The sequence below is a fragment of the Phocaeicola faecalis genome, assembly GCF_021730445.1.
In the GTDB taxonomy this organism is placed as follows: Bacteria; Bacteroidota; Bacteroidia; order Bacteroidales; family Bacteroidaceae; genus Phocaeicola; species Phocaeicola faecalis.
In genome coordinates this window covers 583,860-603,905 of the sequence record NZ_JADNRM010000001.1, presented here as the reverse complement: position 1 = coordinate 603,905, position 20,046 = coordinate 583,860, and the positions used below count along the sequence as shown (strand labels likewise).

Below are 20,046 nucleotides of genomic sequence, written 5' to 3'. Positions count from 1 at the left end.
AACGTAATAATTATGATAAAGATAACATTCCCCGACGGCTCTGTTCGTGAATACAACGAAGGAGTTACAGGTCTGCAGATTGCAGAAAGTATCAGTTCACGCCTGGCGCAAGATGTTTTGGCTTGCGGTGTGAATGGCGAGACGATTGACTTATCACGTCCTATCAATGAAGATGCAAACTTCGTTCTTTATAAATGGGAAGATGAACAAGGTAAACATGCTTTTTGGCACACAAGTGCTCACTTGCTGGCAGAAGCATTGCAGGAACTTTATCCGGGTATTCAGTTTGGTATTGGTCCGGCTATCGAAAACGGTTTCTATTATGACGTAGATCCGGGAGAAGCTACCATTAAGGACTCGGATTTGCCTGTTATCGAAGCAAAAATGGCAGAATTGGCAGCCAAGAAAGAAACTTTGGTGCGCGAAAGCATTGCCAAGGAAGACGCTTTGAAGAAATTCGGAGAAAGAGGTGAAACATATAAATGTGAGTTGATTTCTGAACTGGAAGACGGTCACATTACTACTTATACACAAGGTGCGTTTACCGACCTTTGTCGTGGCCCTCATTTGGCATCTACTGCACCTATCAAGGCCATTAAGTTGCTTTCGGTAGCCGGTGCTTATTGGAGAGGTCAGGAAGACCGCAAACAGATGACACGTATTTATGGTATCACTTTCCCTAAGAAAAAGATGCTGGATGAATATCTGGAAATGTTGGAAGAAGCCAAAAAACGCGACCATCGTAAGATTGGCAAGGAAATGGATTTGTTCATGTTTACAGATATGGTGGGTAAGGGACTTCCCATGTGGTTGCCGAAGGGTACTGCACTGCGCATCCGCTTACAGGACTTCCTGCGTCGCATCCAGGCTCGTTACGACTATCAGGAAGTAATGTGTCCGCCTATCGGAAACAAGAACCTGTATATCACTTCCGGTCACTATGCCAAATATGGTAAGGACTCGTTCCAGCCTATTCATACACCGGAAGAAGGAGAAGAATACTTCTTGAAACCGATGAACTGTCCTCATCACTGTATGATATATAAGAACTCTCCGCGTTCTTATAAGGACTTGCCTTTGCGTATTGCAGAATTCGGAACTGTATGCCGTTACGAGCAGAGTGGTGAATTGCACGGCTTGACTCGTGTGCGCAGCTTTACACAAGATGATGCCCACTTGTTCTGCCGTCCCGACCAGGTGAAGGAAGAATTCCTCCGTGTAATGGATATCATCAATATTGTGTTCAAGTCCATGAACTTTGAAAATGTAGAAGCTCAAATCTCTCTGCGTGACAAAGTGAACCGCGAAAAGTATATCGGTAGTGATGAAAACTGGGAAAAGGCTGAACAGGCTATTATTGAGGCTTGTGAGGAAAAAGGACTGACTGCAAAGGTTGAATATGGTGAAGCCGCATTCTATGGTCCTAAGTTGGACTTCATGGTGAAAGACGCTATCGGTCGTCGTTGGCAGTTGGGTACTATTCAGGTGGACTATAATTTGCCGGAACGTTTCCAATTGGAATACATGGGCTCTGATAACCAAAAGCATCGTCCGGTAATGATTCACCGTGCACCTTTCGGTTCAATGGAACGTTTTGTTGCGGTATTGATTGAGCATACAGCCGGAAAATTCCCATTGTGGTTGACTCCCGAACAAGTCGTTATCCTGCCTATAGCAGATAAGTTCAATGACTATGCCGAGCAGGTGAAAGCCGAGTTGAGAAAATATGATATCCGTGCTATTGTGGATGGTCGTAATGAAAAGATAGGCCGTAAGATTCGTGACAATGAAATGAAACGTATCCCTTACCTGCTTATTGTAGGTGAAAAAGAGGCGGCTAACGGCGAAGTTTCAGTTCGCAGACAGGGCGAAGGCGATAAAGGAACCATGAAAATTGAAGAATTTGGGAAAAATATTGCTGAAGAAGTTTCTAATATGATAAATAAATGGTAACTTTGCAGCCGTTTGCAAAAGAATACATCGTTAAACCTTTGTATGGACTTTTGCGTTAAGATAAAGAAATAACTAATTTAAATAAGAAGAAACAAACAGGAACTAATAGTTTTTTAATGAAGAATGACAGTTTAAAAGGGCAACACAGAATCAATGAACAGATTCGTGCCAAAGAAGTCCGCATAGTGGGCGATGATGTAGAACCGGCAGTATATCCGATAGCTCAGGCATTAAAGATGGCTGAAGAGCATGAAGCCGATTTAGTTGAAATTTCACCCAATGCTGTTCCTCCGGTTTGTAGAATTATTGATTATTCTAAATTTCTTTATCAATTAAAGAAACGTCAAAAGGAACAAAAGGCTAAACAAGTAAAAGTAAACGTAAAAGAAATCCGTTTCGGGCCTCAGACAGATGACCATGACTATAACTTTAAGTTGAAACATGCCATCGGTTTTCTGCAGGACGGAGATAAAGTTAAAGCTTATGTATTCTTTAAAGGTCGTTCCATCCTTTTTAAGGAACAAGGAGAAGTATTGTTGCTTCGTTTTGCCAACGACCTGGAAGAATATGCCAAAGTAGAGCAGATGCCGTTATTGGAAGGTAAGAGAATGACCATTTCTCTGGCTCCGAAAAAAGCAAGCGCTCCTAAAAAGGCTGATGCTCCGAAGAAAGCGGAAGGAACACAAGAATAAAAAGAGTGCGTAACGCGCCGGTATAGTGCGTTACCACCTTATTTGAATAATAATTATTTAAAATTAAAACAAGATGCCAAAGATCAAGACTAACTCCGGTTCTAAAAAAAGATTCGCTCTTACCGGAACAGGTAAAATCAAAAGAAAGCACGCTTTTCACAGTCACATTTTGACTAAGAAAACTAAAAAGCAAAAAAGAAACCTTGTTCACTCTGGTTTAGTTGCTAGCGCAAACATGGATCAAGTGAAAGAACTTCTTTGCATGAAGTAATTTAAGAGAAAAAGCGTAATCGTATTATTTTAAGTATTAACCGAATGTCTTTAGCTTTAAGTTCACTGTGTGAAACAGGGGCGCTAACATTCAAAAAGAATTAAAACTATGCCAAGATCAGTAAATCATGTTGCTTCAAAAGCAAGAAGAAAGAAAATTTTAGGTCTTACCAAAGGTTATTTTGGTGCAAGAAAGAATGTATGGACAGTAGCAAAAAACACTTGGGAAAAGGGTTTGACCTACGCATACCGTGACCGTAAGAACAAGAAACGCAATTTCCGTGCTTTGTGGATTCAGCGTATTAACGCTGCTGCTCGTCTGGAAGGAATGTCTTATTCTAAATTGATGGGTGCATTGCATAAAGCAGGTATTGAAATCAACCGTAAGGTGTTAGCTGATTTAGCTATGAATCACCCGGAAGCATTTAAGGCTGTTGTTGCTAAGGCAAAAGCTGCTTAATATAAGTGTTGGTAAAATTGTTATTAAAAGACATAATAAAAGAGTCATCTCGTGAGGGGTGACTCTTTTTTTATGTTCTTCTTTGTAAAAGGGCAAATCAGTTCCGTCTGTGATAAGATAGAGGTAGGATAGGCAAATAATCGGAATGACAGACAGTTAGTATATTCCTTGTGATTTTTAACAAAGAAAATTCTTCTTGCTCTTGGTTATATCATAAAAAGGCTGTATATTTGTCATACAGAAAGAGATGAAAAGCGAGCCGCATTAGTTGGATTGGGAAACTCATCAAACTAATCTGAAAACCGAGACAAAGCTTCATCTTCCAATGGCGGGCCACGCCTTCGGGTAGCATTTATGCCGGTGGATTACAAAGGGAGAGAGCACTCAAAACCTGTCATTCGGAGTTTCATCGCATCACTGGTGCGGCTTCATTATAAGGCGATGCTAATTCAAAAGATTAGCATCGCTTCTTTTTTATAAAAACAAATGGTTTGAAAGATTAATGTAGGCGCTTATGATATTCTATTTTTCCGGTACAGGAAATTCAGCCTGGGTTGCCCGGCAGATTGCAAAAGCTCAGCATGAAGAATTATTGTCCATTGCTGAGGAAATGAATGAAAATAAAGAGTATATATTAAAAGACGGTGAGAAAGTCGGCTTTGTTTTCCCTGTGTATGCATGGGGCCCTCCTAAAATAGTACTTCGCTTTATCCGCCGGTTGAAGATGAATAGGCCGGAGTATCTTTTTTTTGTTTGTACCTGTGGGGATGACACGGGGCGTACTGCTCAGATTTTCTCGTCAGCTATTCGGAAAAAAGGATGGCACTGCATGGCAGGCTACTCTGTTACGATGCCCAACACCTATGTCGCCTTACCGGGGTTTGATGTGGATGCAGAAGATGTGGAAGAACGGAAAGTGCAGAATGCAGCGGCACGTCTTGACTTTATCAATGGCGAACTGACCGGCAGGATACAGATGAAGCATTTCAATTGTCATAAAGGGGCGTGGCCGTTTACCAAGACATATATACTTGGGCCGCTTTTCAATACCTTTTTAATGTCTCCCAAACCTTTTCATGCAACGGACGCCTGCATTGCCTGTAAGAAGTGTGAAAAGGTATGCCCCGTACATAATATAACAGTAACCGATAAACCTCAATGGGGCAATAACTGCACTCAATGTCTGGGATGTTATCATATTTGTCCGGTTCATGCGATAGAGTATGGCAAAATGACTTGTAAGAAAGGACAATATAGGGGAAATTCTTTGAAAGATTTATAGGTCTGATAGTTCCGACATATAAAATAATTTCCTACCTTTGTGATATAATGATATGAAAGGAATGACGGTTGAATGATATTTTTACGAGAGTGGTAGGAATACTATGAAAACTGTCGAATAATTGTGGAGCAGGGAGTATGAAAGAACAATATTACACAGTAGCGGAACATACTTTTTGTCTGAGAATGACAGAAGATGAGCCGTTGTGGTTTTCTTTGGCGACGGCCTATGCTCCTTTCCGCATAAAGATTTCGGACTCTTTAATCCCTCTTTTTATCTTAACGGTATATGATTTAACTTCTCTGACACAGCATCCTGCAGAACCGTTTCTTTTAGAGCAAACAGGCGTTGACGGTAATCTTTTTCGTTATTATCAATCAGCCGGATATCATTGGTTTGAAGATTTTTCTCCCGCAGGAGAATTGAATGGGGTGTTGCGTGTAAATAGAGAGATGAAGTCAGCTGTTCTTTATGCATGTACCAATCCGGTCAGGCGTCGGTTGATGACAGACTATGGAATGATGCTGATGTACATATTGAATACTATTTGCCTTGACACTGTTGTCATGCATGCTTCTGTCGTGGTAAACGACGGAAAAGGATATCTGTTACTGGGAAAGAGCGGAACGGGAAAAAGTACGCATTGTAATTTATGGAAAAGATATGTTCCGGGAAGCGACTGTCTGAATGATGATCATCCTGTAGTGCGTATTGTTGGAGATGTTCCGATGGTATATGGTTCTCCGTGGAGTGGGAAAACAGCGTGTTATCGCAACTGGTCGGTTCCTGTCAACGGTTTCATTCGTTTGCGCCAGTCCCATCGGAATCATATTTGTCGGCTTGTTCCATTGGAAGCTTATGCTTCTTTGTCGGCCGGCAGTGCAGCCATGACGTGGAATGAGGACCATGCAGATGCCAAGGATTGTATTATTCAATATTTGGTGCAAAAAATATCTTGTTGGTTGTTGGAATGTCTGCCTGATAAAGCGGCTGCCTGTTTGTGTGCCGACACTGTAAGAAAGGAAGCACAGATATGCAGAAACGGATAGTGGCCAACGCGCTTCTCTTGCCGGAAGTGAAGAAAATATTGTCGGAAGGACTGACAGTAACCTTGCCCGTGACAGGAAACAGTATGTTGCCTTTTATTATAGGAGGGCGGGAGAGTGTGGTGCTGCAGAAGCCTTCAGCTCCTTTGCAGAAGGGAGAAATTGTTTTGGCTCAGATAGCTCCCGATAGCTATGTGATTCATCGTATAGTGGATTGTAGAGGAGGGCAGATTATCTTGATGGGCGATGGAAATCTGAGTGCAACAGAAGCCTGTTGTCCGGAAAATGTGCTGGGAGTGGTTGTAAAAATAATGAAAGCCGGGAAAAGCATGGATTGCCGTACACCGTTGCAGCGCAGGAAAGCTGCGTTGTGGTATGTATTGCTTCCGGTCAGAAGATATTTATTAGCAATTTATCGTCGTTTAATACTGAAATAATGAGAACAGTAGAAGGATTCCGGCTGCGCAAAATGGGCAGTGAATATATTATAGTAGGTGAAGGGCTGGGGCAAGTTGACTTTAACAAGTTGATTGCTCTGAATCATTCTGCCGCTTATTTGTGGCAGCGGATAGAAGGAAAAGATTTCACCCCGGATATGTTGGCTTCGCTGTTGGTGGAGCGCTATGGAATTGAGTTTTCCATGGCATTGAATGATGCTGAAGACATTATACGAGATTGGCTGCAAGTGAAGATAATAGAATGATGGAACTGAAGCAACAACTATTTTTAGCTTTATTGCGTGCCGGCTTATGGGATTCCTCAGTTGATACGGCTCTTTTTGAAGGGAATATTGACTGGACAGGGATTTTTAGGCTTGCTGCGCACCAAACGGTAAAAGGAATTGTTGCTGATGCTGTCAATAAATTGCCCGACACATACCGTCCTTTACAGCCGGTGATGCGTGAGTTGGCATTTTATATAGCGCGTAACAGGATGTGCCATGCAAGGCACAACGCTGTCTTGGGCGAAATAATACGTCAGTTTACTGACTATGGAATCAATCCCGTTTTATTGAAAGGACAGGGGATGAGCCTGAATTATCCTGAACCAACACTGCGCCATTGCGGTGATATTGATTTGTATATCGGAGAGGATAATTTTGAAAAAGGGGTGCAGCTGGCCGCACAATGCAAGGATGTGAATAGCGGCACTATGCTTATCGCCAAACATTATGAGTTTGAATATCGGCAGGTAAGTGTGGAACTGCATCGGATGGTGGAACTGAACTATATTCCGTGGCGCAATAAGTATATGAGGCGGTTGGAACGGAAATATCTGCAGGACACAGCTTGCCGTTCCATGGCATTGGAGGGCGTACAGACGGTCCTCTTGCCTCCCTGTCAATTTGATGTGGTCTTTATATTAGAGCATGCGTGGCATCATTTTGTGTTTCTGGGCGGCGTGGGGTTAAGACAGATTTGTGATTGGGCAATGTGTCTGCATCATTGTCACGATAAGATAGACATTCTTGCACTAGAGAAAGATGTAAGGAAGTTGGGCCTGAAGGAAGGGTGGAAATTATTTGGCTATATAGCTGTCAACTATTTAGGTTTGCCTCCTTCCGAGCTGCCGTTTTATGATGAGAGTGCAAAGACGCGGGCAAAGAGGGCATTGCAACAGATATTGACCGAGAGTTATGGACAGGAACACACGCAGCAAATACCTTCCGGCTATGTGGAGAGAAAAATGAAAGCATTCTCAACGGTGTTTGGAAGATGGAAAATAATCAGACAATATGAAGGTACATTCAATATGGCTGTATATCTCGTCGGTTTCCTGACGGTTGGCTCTTATCGTATGTTAAGGTATTGGGGAAAAGAATGATATGACTGTGATTGAATATATACAACGGCTATGGAGGGCATCCGAAGGCTTTCGTTTCCGCATCATACAGATGACCGTGACAGGCATGGTGTCGGTATGCGCTTCTTTGTTCTTTGTATATATCACCAAACGACTGGTGGATATTGCAACGGGAACGGTGGAGGGAAGTATCATGGAAAGCGTAGCCTTAATGATAGGCTGTATGGCACTTCAGTTATTGATATGGACGGTAGACAGCTGGCTGGAAACCCAGTATGGGCTGCAACTGGACAATAAATTGCGTTATCAGCTTTTCAATCGTTTGATGGTAAGCCGCTGGTATGGAAAAGAAAAATTTCATTCAGGAGATATGATAAGCAGACTGGACTCGGATGTCGGTCAAGTGTCGGGTATCATCTCTTATACGGTGCCGGCAGTTATCATTACTTTGTTCCAATTGGTCTTTGCCTTTATCTATCTTTGTACGATGGACGTTGGTCTGGCCTGGATATTGGTCTTTGTGATGCCGGTAGCTGTTCTGACCAGTAAATTGTATATGCACCGTATGCGTACTCTTAATAAAGAAATACGCAAGACGGACAGTCGGTTGCAAGAGCATATTCAGGAAAGTTTGCTGCACCGCACTCTGATACGCACTTTGGAATATACACCGGAGACTGTGCTGCGGATGGGAAATCTGCAAAAACAACTGTATGACCAAGTGAGGAGGCGGACTGATTTCGGTTTGTTTTCACGCGGCATGGTGCAAACAGGGTTTGATGTGAGTTATGTAGTTGCTTTCTTGTGGGGAATCAGAGGTTTGACGAGCGGCGAAGTTACGTTTGGAATGATGACCGCCTTTCTACAGTTGGTAGCAATGGTGCAGAGTCCCATTGTGAGCTTGAGCAGACAGATTCCCGCCTTTGTCCGCGCACTGACTTCCATGGAGCGTATTGCCGAACTGGAAGCAGTACCTATGGAGCAGGAGGCGAAATCAGTTCGTTTGCAGGGACCGGTGGGCATTCGTTTGAATGATGTTGATTTTACCTATCCTGAGGGAAGTCATAAAATATTGAATGAATTTTCTTTTGATTTCCTTCCGGGAAGCAGGACTGCCCTTATGGGTGAGACCGGAGTGGGAAAGAGTACGTTAATCCGTCTGATGTTGGCCTTGTTACAACCGGATAAAGGAACAATCGGGATTTATAATGAAAAACGGGAAGTGAGGGTATCTGTCGATACCCGCTGCAATATGGTATACGTCCCCCAGGGCAATACATTGCTGAGCGGGACAGTGCGTGATAACTTGTTGATGGGAAAGCCGGATGCCACCGAAGAAGAAATGGGCCGGGCGCTTCATACGGCTGCCGCCGATTTTGTGTTCGGACTATCCGATGGCCTGGATACTCTGTGTGGGGAGCAAGGGGCCGGTTTAAGCGAGGGGCAGGCCCAGCGCATAGCTATTGCACGCGGGTTACTTCGTCCGGGCGGTTTGCTGCTCTTGGATGAGCCTACCTCCTCACTTGATGAAGCAACAGAAAAACTGTTGCTGGAGCGGCTGATGACAAGTGTATGTGATAAAACGTTTATTATTGTGACTCATAGGGAAACAGTTCTCCAATGGTGTACACACGTTTTGAGATTGAAAAAGATATCGAACCAATTATATTATTAACTTAAAAACCAGTGTTATGAAGACAAGTTCAGATGAAATGAAGGTAGTGGAGGCTTATGAAAAGCCTTCTATGCAAGTCTATGAAATGGAACCGGAAACGGCTTTGATGGCACATTCGAGCAATAAAGGCAATGGCAATGGTAATAATGGCAGCAAAGGAGACGGCAACATTAACAGTGAGGCGAATGGCAATGGTATAGCAAACGACAAAGGATATAACAATGGCAACAATGTCAAGAGTTCTATGCCTGCCCATAATACCCGCCCATATATGGGGGATTATAAATAAGCTTTTTTAATCCCCCTTCTCCTTATCTGATGTTCCGCCGATTCAATGCCTGTTGGTATCGGCGGGCATTTGCCATGTGCTGTGACAGGGTGGCGGCAAAATTGTGAGTACCCGAAAAGTCCTCTTTGGCACACATATAGATAAAATTATGATGTGCATAGTTCAACACACTTTCCAGTCCCTGAATAGAAGGTATGCGTATCGGACCGGGAGGGAGGCCGGCGTATTTGTAAGTATTATAAGGAGAATCGACAGCCAGATGCTTGTTGAGGATACGTTTCAGTCCGAACTCCTGCAGCCCGAACTTCACGGTGGGGTCTGCCTGCAGCAACATGCCCTTGTTCAAGCGGTTGATGTAAAGTCCGGCCACCATCGGCTTTTCCGCGCTGTTGGCCGTTTCCTCTTCCACTATAGAGGCAAGTGTCGCCACCTCTTCGGGCGCGAGACCGATGCTTGCCGCTTTTCTCCGTCTTTCCTCGTTCCAGAAGGCTGCATGCTCTTTCTGCATACGCTTCATAAAAGCGTCAGCGCTCATGTTCCAATACACTTCGTATGTATTGGGAATGAAAAGGGCGGGGAGGGTCTCTCGGGTATACCCCATTGGAGTATAATAACTGCTGTCGGCCAGCAATCGGGCTATTTCCACAGAATCAATCATGAGCTGGCGGGCGACAGTGCGTGCCAGTCTGTCCAGCGTACGCACGCCGGGGATGGTGAGATTGACCGGAGTCTGATATCCCATCGAAAGGCGGCGGTAAAGATAGCGCATATTGTCTTCCGGGCGGATGGCATACCGTCCAGTGCGTATATTCTCTCCGTAATTTCCTCTTTCTGCCTGAAATTTGAAGCCATACATGCTTTTAGGATTCCCGGCCAACTCGATTTTGCTATAAATGGAATCTAAATTATCATCTCTGTCGATATAGATATAAGTCGTTTTTGATAAGTTGAACGGTCGGGAGAAGAAATAATAGTAAACCGTTCCGGCACTTCCTGCTCCGGCAAGAATAATTATCAATATAACTATTACTAAAAGATTGCGTTTCTTTTTATCCATTGTTATCAATTTGTTTTCGGTGCAAAGATAGATAAATATACGTGAGTTCGGTATAAGAGCTTATAGAAAAAAGTCCGGTCGTCAGATGATACGCTGTCATCTTTACCTTTGAAAAACCATTAGACTCCATACATAAAGCCAATCGGCTCTTGATGCATTCGTGAATTTCCGCCACTGATTTATTAACCGATGGCAGAAATTCGCGAATCGGTGCCGCTGTTTATTAGGTCGGTGACGATGATTAATGAATACAACGGATTGCTGTGAAGAATATATCAGCCTGCCGGATGAAATATCTATTGATTCGTTTGGGGTATTAAGCTGAAATGTCAGTCACTGTCATCAGCAACGCCCCCTCCTTCGGGTGGAGCAGACGTATTTAAGGAAGTTCTTTTGCCAGTTCCGCTTCAATCCTGTTTTCTACGTCATCCGGCAATGCGGGGAAAAAGTCAATGCCTGTTCTTTTCTCCACGCTGTCTACCGTGACGATGTACTTCTTCAATGGCTTATGTCCCGCTTTGTTGGGAAATAGGAAGCCGATGGCTTTGGGGGCCTTCGAATCATTGATGAGAATTACTTTATAAAAGGCATCGGGAACGGCAACCTTATTGTTTCCTATTCTTTGTGGCTTGCTGTGGTCATATACAGGTCCGCAAGTGATGTAGACAGCTCCATATTTTTTAGCCCATTGGCGCGACTTCTCTTCCAAGTCATTCCAGTCTCCGCGATTCAGGTTGGGGTTCTGCGGACAGATATTGCTCATGTAGAAAGATTCCGCCATCGCCTGTTTGCTCCATTTCATGTCGGCGGCCGGTGCCATGTGTCCGCGGTCGTAGCCGGATTTGGTATAGTCGCCGGTATATGCTTTCGCTCCGCGCACATCAGGGTCGGGCAAGAATTTGTCCGTTCTTTCCTCTTTTCCTTTTGTCTCTTTCTTGGTGAGTTCCCAGGCTACCCATTGCGGCGTTTTATAGTCGGCATTGTATGACAGCGTATATCCTTTTCTCTTGATAAGCTGGCCTCCGGTGCGCGACTGCATGACCGGAATCTCCAAAGCATCGGTAGAGGCGGAGGGCGGAAGGGGGGAGGTTTGTTCCGTAGAAATCAAATCGGGAAGTCCCTTAAAGAACTTTTCGTCCAACAGCCGGTATTTGTAGGCCATTAGTACTATCAGTGCTGCGATAATGAGTAGAGGCAGTGCTTTGCCGGAAGACTGTTTTTTCTTTTTTGTTCTCATAAGTTTTGATTATAGGACTGCAAAGATAGAAATTTAAAAGAAAAAGTAGGTAAACTTTAAGTCTGAAAGGGTAAAATGCGTTATCTTTGTTCAGAAAGTTACAGATTATACTAATTATCGAGCTAACCGATATTAATCAAACCTATTATGTATATGAAAAATAACCGATTATCACTGACGTTTCTTGGTTTGCTCATCGCATTGTCTCCATTGCGTGCACAGGAGATTGCCAAACAAGAAACACCCGAACAAAAAGACAAACGTATGGAATGGTTCTCACAGGCAAAGCTGGGAATCTTTATTCATTGGGGAATCTATGCCGTCAAAGGAGTTTCCGAAAGCTGGTCATTCTTTAATAATTATCTGCCATACGATGAGTATATGAATCAGGCGGGCGGATTTACCGCTTCCAAATACGACCCGAAGGCATGGGTGGATTTGATAAAGGAGAGTGGAGCGCAGTATACGGTTATCACAACCAAGCACCATGACGGTGTGGCTTTGTGGGACACCAAAGTGGGAGACTTGAGCACCGTAAAGAGCACTCCTGCCAAGCGTGACCTGATAGCGCCGTTTGTGAAAGAGGTGCGTAAGCAGGGCTTGCATCTTGGTTTCTATTATTCTTTGTTGGATTGGTCGCATCCCGATTATCCTAATAAGACGCGCACCGAGGTGCGTTACAAGGACGACCCCGCACGTTGGGCAAAGTTCAATAAGTTCAATTTCGGCCAGTTGGCTGAGCTGAACAAGACCTGGAAGCCCGACCTTTATTGGTTTGACGGTGACTGGGAACAGAGTGCCGAAACATGGAATTCGAAAGGTATTGTGGAGTTGCTCCGTTCGGACAATAAGAATGTGATTATTAACTCCCGCATCCAGGGATACGGTGACTATGCCACTCCCGAACAAGGTGTGCCGGTGGTTCGTCCCGAAGACAAATATTGGGAGCTTTGTATGACCATGAACGACTCATGGGGATATCAGCATACCGACAGCAATTATAAATCACCTTATATTTTGCTTCGCACCTTTGTCGATTGCCTGAGCAATGGCGGCAACCTCTTGCTGGATATCGGTCCGAAAGAAGACGGAACTATTCCCGAAGAGCAAGTGGCTATTCTGAAAGAATTCGGCCGTTGGACAAAGAAGCACAAAGAAGCGGTTTATGATACCCGTGCGGGTATTCCGGCCGAACATTTCCAAGGCTACACGACGCTGAATAAAGCAGGGGATATTCTTTATCTGTATCTGCCTTATAAGCCTAACGGAGTGGTGGAAGTGAAAGGCTTGGTCAATAAAGTGAACCGTGTATGGGTGGTAGGCAACGGAGCTATGCTCAGTTACAAAGTCTATAATAAAAACTACTGGAGTGACGTGCCCGGCAATCTGTATATTGATGTGCCCGAACAAGTGCAAGACAGCCAAATCACAGTATTGGCAGTTCTTTTAGACGGTCCGGTCAAACTATATAGAGGTGTAGGCCGTGTGATTGAAAGTAATTAATCTGAAGCTTTGGAACAATCATGAAAAAACTGAAATACTTTTACTCGCTCCTGCTGTTGTTGTCTTGTCTCCCTGCCGGAGCCCAGAGTCTGTATGAGAAATATGAACGTTTCCTGACAGACCCCCGCACGTATGTTTGCTATCGTGCAGACGGAAAACTGAAGATAGACGGTAAGTTGAACGAAAGTTCGTGGCAGAAGGCCGAAGCTACGGCTCCTTTTGTCGACATCAGCGGAGAGGGATTTCCTGCTCCCAAATATGAGACAACGGCCAAAATGCTTTGGGACGACAATTATCTGTATATTGGCGCCGTCCTTGAAGAAGAGGATATAAAGGCGCGTCTGACTCGCCGCGATACCATTATTTACTATGATAATGACTTCGAGGTATTTATTGACCCGGACAGTGACGGACATAATTACTTTGAAATCGAGACCAATGCCCGGGGAGTCATCTTCGATTTGATGCTGGACAAGCCTTATCGCTCCGGCGGTAACTTCATGGTGCAGTGGGACTGTCCGGGAATGAAGATGGCCGTTCATTGCGAGGGAACGTTGAATAAACCGAAGGATAAAGACAGATATTGGAGTGTGGAGATGGCCATTCCCCATCAGGCGTTGACCATGAATTTCAATAATCCCCTGAAGGCGGGAAATACGTGGCGCATCAATTTCTCGCGCGTGCAGTGGTTGAAGCCGAACGGTCCTGAAGAAAACTGGGTGTGGAGTGCTACCGGAAAGATTGATATGCACATGCCCGACCGTTGGGGCTATCTTTATTTTTCCGATGATAAGGTAGGGACGGGCAAGGCCGGATTTGTCTATCCTTACAATCAGCCCATGTATAAACTGCTGTGGGCTATGTTCTATGCCCAGCAGGAATATTACGGAAAAGAGCATAACTATCTGCGTACCAAAGACAGCTTCTTCCTTACGGAAAAGGAACTGAAGAATCTTCCTGCCGGTGCCGAGATTACGGTGGAGGCTACCCGGAACACGTATCGCATTGCTATATCGAATCCGGCAGAGCGAGTGCGCTATGTCATTAATAATGAAGGACGTTTCCATATAGAGAAAATAGCTTCGCGCCAAGTGAAGAACTGGGTGTGGACAGGTGTTCCTAAAGACCGTTCGGCGGCAGACTGGCAGAAGTGGTTCAAGTTGTTGAAAGAATGTGGCATTTCGGGAGTGCTTTTTGAAGGTTATGATGAGGACATTTACCGCATGTGCAAGGAAGCCGGTCTGGAAGCCCACTATTGGAAGTGGACGATGAACCGTGCGGAATTGCTGGACAAGCATCCTGACTGGTATGCTGTCAACCGTAAGGGAGAGTCGAGTCACGACAAGCCTGCTTATGTGGATTATTACCGTTTCCTTTGTCCCAATCATTCGGGAGTGGCTCAGTATTTGGCAGAAGATTATGTGAAAGAGGCTCATAAGCCCTATGTAGACGGAGTTCATCTGGATTACGTCCGTATGCCGGATGTCGTGCTGCCGGTCAGTCTGTGGAAAAACTATGGCATCGAGCAGAAAGAGGAATTGCCTGAATACGACTATTGTTATTGTGACACTTGTCGGGCACTGTTCAAGGCGCAGACTGGTCAAGACCCTTTGGAACTGAAGTATCCGATGGAGAATCAGAGTTGGATAAACTTCCGTTTGGATGCGGTCACTCATGTGGTAGAGGCCATTACGAAAGCTGTAAAAGCCGACCATAAGTTTATTTCGGCAGCCGTATTCCCCGGGCCTTCCATGGCGCGGAAGATGGTTCGTCAGGATTGGGGCAACTGGTCGCTGGATGCTTATTTCCCGATGATTTATAATAAATTTTATTACGAAGGTGCCGAATGGATTGGCCGTTCGGTGCAGGAAAGCGTGCAAACCGTCAATGGGCGGGCAAAGGTATATGCAGGGTTAATGTTTGGCGATATCAAAGATGATTTTGAGAAAGCGTTGGACGAAGCCTATGACAATGGAGCTTCGGGCGTTTCTTTTTTTGCCGGCCCCAGCGAAGAATATCTGCACCGTTTTAAAGCTTATTTGGATAAAAGAGGCTTTATAGTGAAGTAAACCTGCATTATTCTTATGGAGTAGTGGGGTGAAGCTCCGATATAATTTTCTGATAAAGGGAAATTGTATCGGAGTTTTTATTTGTTTATTCCGATTAAATGTCGACCTTTGTTGCATATAATATAAAAAAGAGAATATGGAAGGAATGGAAGACCCCGAGTACTACTCAAGTGAGTTCTTTGTCAGAACGCTGGGTAGTGAGGATATAGATGTGAAGCACTTTATGTATTTGGCGGGGCGAGTCAGTATTTATTGTGACAGCATAGATTATATAACCGGTGAGCCGTGCGTGCCTCAAAGATTAAATGATGAGTTTATAACATTGGCACATAAACTGCATTATAGGGCGGTGATAAAATACAAGGAAGAGATTAATTAAGGAAGAGGGGGGGTAAGGGAGTGTGTCAAAACTAAACCAGCCTATCCCATCGTCAGCTGTAGGGGCAGGGTTTGCCTGCCCGAAGACACAAAGTAAACTGTTTTTGGGCGAGCGAATCTCGCCCCTACGAACGAAACGACAGCATTATCCACGTTTTGACACAACCCCTTTGATGAGCCGAAACCGGGACCTATTCATTACGAATGAATCAAAAAATGATAGGTAATTATTGGTTTTAAATTCTTTAGACTTGCAAAATCTTATGTTGCGACAATCAAACCGACAGTCATACGATTGTTTTTAGTGATTTGGTAAGTTGATAATTATATTGTTTCTATAGGTTTTTCAACCATTTTTTACCGTTTTGTGTAAAAGTCCACAGATATATACCTCCGACTATTACACATCCTAATGCAAAAACTGCGACTAATGCTTCCATATCTACTTTAATATTTTATTCGCCAGCATAGCTGACGAAATTGTTAATACTGTTCCGAATAATGCCGCAAGCCATAATATTGTATTTTCAACATTAGAGAACAGCGGTAATATAATACTTATAACCAACCCTGCAAAAGAAAGTTTAGACAGGTCGAAGAAATACCCTGCGAGTTTTTCTCGTCTTGTTTTATCCTTTTCCTTCCCTTCTTTTTTTATTTATTGCTGGTCACTCCAATTTCCCATTATTATATCATTTTGACAAAAATAGCTATTCTGTTTCAGAATATCAAGGATTCAGCTTAATATTTAATATAAGTTCCTTTTGCTGGTTTGTATTGTTTTTTAAGACTGATAGATAAATAGTTGCCATAAACTTTAATGTTTGCGACAATCATTTCCGACCATCATATCTACTGCACCGTAACATCTCGTCTGCTCAGTTCCCATTAAATTTCACTGCCTCGGAAAAAATAATAGGCTGCCATCATTGTGATGCAGCCTATTTGATGAGCCGAAACCGGGACTCGAACCCGGGACCTATTCATTACGAATGAATTGCTCTACCAACTGAGCTATTTCGGCAACTGTTTTTTTCTGCAATTGCAGATGCTTTTCTGAAAAAGCGTTGCAAATATATATCTTTCTTTTGAAACGGAGAAACTAAAAGCGGATAATTTTTTCAGTTATCCGCTTTTGTTGTGTCAATTGATGCCGGATTTATTGGTAGGCTTCTTCATGCACTCCCTTTACAGCACGGCCACTGGGGTCGTTCATGTTCTTGAAGGCGGTGTCCCACGCAAGAGCTTCAGCCGTAGAACAGGCAACACTGGGAACGCTCGGCACACATTTCGCCGCACTTTCGCTGGGGAAATGTTCTTCAAAGATGCTTCGGTAATAGTATTCTTCCTTGTTCATCGGAGTATTGATGGGGAAACGCTCGGCAGCATGTGCCATTTGTTCGTCCGTGACGGCCTCGGCTGTCACGGCTTTCAGCGTATCAATCCAGCTATAGCCCACACCGTCACTGAATTGTTCCTTTTGACGCCATACCACGCTTTCGGGCAACATATCGGCAAAGGCTTCGCGGACTATTTTCTTTTCGATGGTGTTTCCAAAACACATCTTGGCTTTGGGATTCAGACGCATGGCTGTATCCAGAAATTCTTTGTCCAGGAAAGGCACACGTCCTTCCACTCCCCATGCGGCCAGTGATTTATTGGCGCGGAGACAGTCGTATAAATGGAGTTTACTCAGTTTGCGGACGGTCTCTTCGTGAAAAGCTTGGGCGGTAGGAGCTTTGTGGAAATATAGATAGCCGCCAAACACTTCGTCAGCTCCCTCACCACTCAGTACCATTTTGATTCCCATGCTTTTAATGACGCGTGCCAGCAAATACATTGGGGTAGACGCGCGGACGGTGGTGACATCATACGTCTCAATGTAGTAAATGACATCGCGAAGCGCATCCAGACCTTCTTGAAGGGTATAATGGATTTCATGGTGGACAGTTCCGATAAAATCGGCCACTTCGCGGGCTTTTATCAGGTCGGGCGCACCTTCCAGACCGATGGCAAATGAATGGAGTTGAGGCCACCAGGCATCTTTCTTGTCATCAGTCTCGACACGCTTCTTGGAATATTTTTTGGCAATGGCAGAGATGACGGAACTGTCCAGACCGCCGGAAAGAAGTACGCCGTAGGGCACATCACTCATCAGTTGGCATTTAACCGCCTCTTCCAGTCCGTCGTGTATGTCCTGAGAATGAACACTGTTGTTTTTCACGGCTTCGTAGTCAAACCAGTCACGGACATACCAACGGGTCATCTTGCCCTCTTTCCCCCAATAGTAATGACCGGGAAGAAAAGGTTCGTATTCATCGCAGAACCCTTCAAGAGCTTTCAGTTCGCTGGCACAATATATTTTTCCTTCTTTGTCCTTACCTATATATAAAGGTATGACGCCGATGGGGTCGCGGGCAATGAGAAAATCGTCTTTCTCTTCATCATAGAGGGCAAAGGCGAAGATGCCGTTCAAATCTTCCAAAAAGCGGATGCCTTTGTCTTTGTATAGGGCAAGGATGACTTCGCAGTCGCTTCCGGTTTGGAATGCATACTTTCCGGCGTATTTTGCACGTATATCCCGATGGTTGTAGATTTCTCCGTTTACGGCAAGGATTTGTTTCCGGTCGGGACTGTATAGAGGTTGGCCTCCGCTTTGAGGGTCTACGATGGAGAGGCGTTCATGAGCCAGGATGGTAGAGCCGCCCACATAGATTCCACTCCAGTCCGGTCCGCGGTGACGGAGTTTTTGAGACATTTTCAAGGCTTTCCGGCGCAGTTCCTGCGTTTGTTGCTTGATGTTGAATATTCCGATGATTCCACACATGGTTGTATTTGTTTTTGGTAGTTAATATTAGTTGTATTTTTGGGGGGCGGACACATGGGTCTGCCCCTACGGTGGATGATGCCTCTCTTAAAAGTGCTGAAACACTTGTATGGAAAGAGTGGACGGTCAATGAATGCGAATATATTTTCCTTATTTAGTGAGATAACTGTTTATATCCGTTGCCGCTTTCCGTCCGTCGGCAATGGCGCGTACCACCAGGCTGGCTCCGCTTGCGGCATCTCCCGCCACAAAGACATTTTCGGGAAATTCAGGTTGTTCGGGCTTTAAGAATCCCATTGCCAGAAGAACCAGGTCGGCTTCAATCACTTCCACCTTTCCGGTGGGTCTCATGATAGGGCGGCCACCGTCGGGATTGGGAATCCATTCCACCTGTTCCACTTCCACACCGCAGACTTTACCGTTTTTGCCGAGAAACTTATGAGTGGCAAGGGACCACCGGCGGCTACACCCTTCTTCGTGAGAAGAGGTGGTTTTCAGCACAATGGGGAATTGGGGCCACGGAGTGGCAGGGTTCTGTCCTACGGGCGGTTGAGGCATGATTTCGATTTGGGTGACGCTTGCAGCACCTTGCCGGTTGCTGGTTCCGATGCAGTCGCTACCGGTGTCACCTCCGCCGATGACTACTACTTTCTTACCTTTGGCAGTAACCAATTGTTCTTTCGTGAACGTCATGCCGGCAAGGATACGGTTTTGTTGAGCCAGCATATCCAGTGCCGGATGGATACCTTTCAGTTCGCGTCCGGGAACGGAGAGGTCGCGCGCGGTCGGAGCTCCGGTACAGATGCAGTAAGCGTCAAAACCTTCGGGGAGTTGCCGCACATCCATGTCGCTGTTCATTTTGAAGAGAATGCCCTCTTCTTCCATCACCCGGATACGGCGGTCGATGATGGGTTTGTGCAGCTTGAAGTTGGGGATACCGTAACGCAGCAGGCCGCCGGGAGCCTCGTTTTTGTCAAAGACGGTCACAGTGTAACCTTTTCCGTTGAGTTGGTTGGCAGCAGCCAGTCCTGCAGGCCCGGCACCGATAACGGCTACTTTCCGCCCGTTGCGTTCGATGTGTCGGGGTTTGATATAACCTTCGCGGAAGGCTGCTTCGGCAATGGCCGCTTCATTCTCGCGGATGGTGACGGGGGAGTCCATGCTTAGTTTCAGCACGCAACTTTTTTCGCAGAGGGCGGGGCAAATGCGGCCTGTGAACTCAGGAAAGTCGTTGGTCTCGTTCAATATCTTGTAGGCTTCCTCCCATTTGCCTTTGTAGAGGGCATCTTGAAATTCGGGCTGCTTGTTGCCCAGCGGACAGGCCCAGTGGCAGAAAGGAACACCGCAGTCCATGCAGCGTGAAGCTTGAAGTTTACGGTCACGGCTGTTCAAAGTCTGTTCCACTTCGCTATAGTCTGATATCCGGTCGTGAATGGGACGGTAGCCCGCCTCCTGACGCGGAATGGTTAAAAATGCTTTTGGATTTCCCATCTCTTTGTTGTATT

18 protein-coding genes and 1 tRNA gene are annotated in these 20,046 nt (G+C 45.0%); 14 read left to right on the top strand and 5 right to left on the bottom strand.

Going from position 1 to position 20,046, the window contains the following annotated elements:
• Positions 1 to 12 precede the first annotated feature (12 nt).
• From thrS to IR173_RS02515, 11 genes are all read left to right on the top strand, one after another.
• Positions 13 to 1,953, top strand: coding sequence for a threonine--tRNA ligase (gene thrS, locus IR173_RS02565; RefSeq protein ID WP_237038117.1), 1,941 nt, complete (start codon positions 13 to 15; stop codon positions 1,951 to 1,953).
• Positions 1,954 to 2,069: 116 nt separating this feature from the next.
• Entirely contained in the window at positions 2,070 to 2,645 is a 576-nt protein-coding gene (gene infC / locus IR173_RS02560) for a translation initiation factor IF-3 (RefSeq protein ID WP_237038116.1), read from the top strand.
• 73 nt (positions 2,646 to 2,718) lie between these two features.
• Positions 2,719 to 2,916, top strand: coding sequence for a 50S ribosomal protein L35 (gene rpmI / locus IR173_RS02555; RefSeq protein ID WP_237038115.1), 198 nt, complete (start codon positions 2,719 to 2,721; stop codon positions 2,914 to 2,916).
• 108 nt (positions 2,917 to 3,024) lie between these two features.
• Entirely contained in the window at positions 3,025 to 3,375 is a 351-nt protein-coding gene (gene rplT / locus IR173_RS02550; RefSeq protein WP_005937092.1) for a 50S ribosomal protein L20, read from the top strand.
• Positions 3,376 to 3,889: 514 nt separating this feature from the next.
• A complete protein-coding gene (locus tag IR173_RS02545) occupies positions 3,890 to 4,657 on the top strand; it encodes an EFR1 family ferrodoxin (protein ID WP_237038114.1) in 768 nt (255 codons plus the stop codon).
• Between the two features lie 137 nt (positions 4,658 to 4,794).
• A complete protein-coding gene (locus tag IR173_RS02540) occupies positions 4,795 to 5,706 on the top strand; it encodes a hypothetical protein (protein ID WP_237038113.1) in 912 nt (303 codons plus the stop codon).
• The gene (locus IR173_RS02535) at positions 5,691 to 6,140 is read left to right on the top strand and encodes a S24/S26 family peptidase (protein ID WP_237038112.1); all 450 of its coding nucleotides are present in this window, start codon (positions 5,691 to 5,693) and stop codon (positions 6,138 to 6,140) included. Before IR173_RS02540 ends, IR173_RS02535 begins: the two co-directional genes overlap by 16 nt.
• On the top strand, positions 6,140 to 6,406 hold the full coding sequence (locus IR173_RS02530; RefSeq protein ID WP_237038111.1) for a PqqD family protein: 267 nt from the start codon (positions 6,140 to 6,142) through the stop codon (positions 6,404 to 6,406). The genes IR173_RS02535 and IR173_RS02530 overlap by 1 nt, the downstream gene beginning before the upstream one ends.
• Positions 6,403 to 7,527 (top strand): nucleotidyltransferase family protein, encoded by a 1,125-nt coding sequence (locus tag IR173_RS02525; RefSeq protein ID WP_237038110.1) that lies wholly within the window; start codon positions 6,403 to 6,405, stop codon positions 7,525 to 7,527. The genes IR173_RS02530 and IR173_RS02525 overlap by 4 nt, the downstream gene beginning before the upstream one ends.
• Before the next feature lies 1 nt (position 7,528).
• Positions 7,529 to 9,181, top strand: coding sequence for an ABC transporter ATP-binding protein (locus tag IR173_RS02520; RefSeq protein WP_237038109.1), 1,653 nt, complete (start codon positions 7,529 to 7,531; stop codon positions 9,179 to 9,181).
• 16 nt (positions 9,182 to 9,197) lie between these two features.
• A complete protein-coding gene (locus IR173_RS02515) occupies positions 9,198 to 9,470 on the top strand; it encodes a hypothetical protein (protein WP_237038108.1) in 273 nt (90 codons plus the stop codon).
• Positions 9,471 to 9,492: 22 nt separating this feature from the next.
• Here the strand turns inward: IR173_RS02515 and mltG are convergent, their stop codons facing one another.
• Together mltG and IR173_RS02505 are read right to left on the bottom strand one after the other, a co-directional pair.
• On the bottom strand, positions 9,493 to 10,527 hold the full coding sequence (gene mltG / locus IR173_RS02510) for an endolytic transglycosylase MltG (protein ID WP_237038107.1): 1,035 nt from the start codon (positions 10,525 to 10,527) through the stop codon (positions 9,493 to 9,495).
• A gap of 379 nt (positions 10,528 to 10,906) precedes the next feature.
• A complete protein-coding gene (locus tag IR173_RS02505) occupies positions 10,907 to 11,764 on the bottom strand; it encodes a DNA/RNA non-specific endonuclease (protein ID WP_237038106.1) in 858 nt (285 codons plus the stop codon).
• A 153-nt stretch (positions 11,765 to 11,917) separates the two neighbouring features.
• Between IR173_RS02505 and IR173_RS02500 the strand changes: the two genes are divergently transcribed.
• The 3 genes from IR173_RS02500 (at position 11,918) to IR173_RS02490 (ending at position 15,715) form a co-directional block, all read left to right on the top strand.
• Positions 11,918 to 13,267 carry an alpha-L-fucosidase gene (locus tag IR173_RS02500; RefSeq protein ID WP_237038105.1) on the top strand — a complete coding sequence of 450 codons (1,350 nt, stop codon included), beginning with the start codon at positions 11,918 to 11,920 and terminating at the stop codon, positions 13,265 to 13,267.
• A gap of 20 nt (positions 13,268 to 13,287) precedes the next feature.
• The gene (locus IR173_RS02495) at positions 13,288 to 15,336 is read left to right on the top strand and encodes a sugar-binding protein (protein ID WP_237038104.1); all 2,049 of its coding nucleotides are present in this window, start codon (positions 13,288 to 13,290) and stop codon (positions 15,334 to 15,336) included.
• Between the two features lie 136 nt (positions 15,337 to 15,472).
• Positions 15,473 to 15,715, top strand: coding sequence for a hypothetical protein (locus tag IR173_RS02490; protein WP_177798027.1), 243 nt, complete (start codon positions 15,473 to 15,475; stop codon positions 15,713 to 15,715).
• Between the two features lie 950 nt (positions 15,716 to 16,665).
• On the opposite strand, the gene IR173_RS02485 is transcribed toward IR173_RS02490, so the two are convergent.
• From IR173_RS02485 to IR173_RS02475, 3 genes are all read right to left on the bottom strand, one after another.
• Positions 16,666 to 16,738: transfer RNA gene (locus IR173_RS02485), tRNA-Thr, on the bottom strand.
• 135 nt (positions 16,739 to 16,873) lie between these two features.
• Positions 16,874 to 18,541: an asparagine synthase B gene (gene asnB, locus IR173_RS02480; RefSeq protein ID WP_237038103.1), complete on the bottom strand. Its 1,668-nt coding sequence runs from the start codon at positions 18,539 to 18,541 to the stop codon at positions 16,874 to 16,876.
• 150 nt (positions 18,542 to 18,691) lie between these two features.
• Positions 18,692 to 20,032, bottom strand: a complete 1,341-nt coding sequence (locus IR173_RS02475) for a glutamate synthase subunit beta (protein ID WP_237038421.1) — start codon at positions 20,030 to 20,032, stop codon at positions 18,692 to 18,694.
• Positions 20,033 to 20,046: the final 14 nt, after the last annotated feature.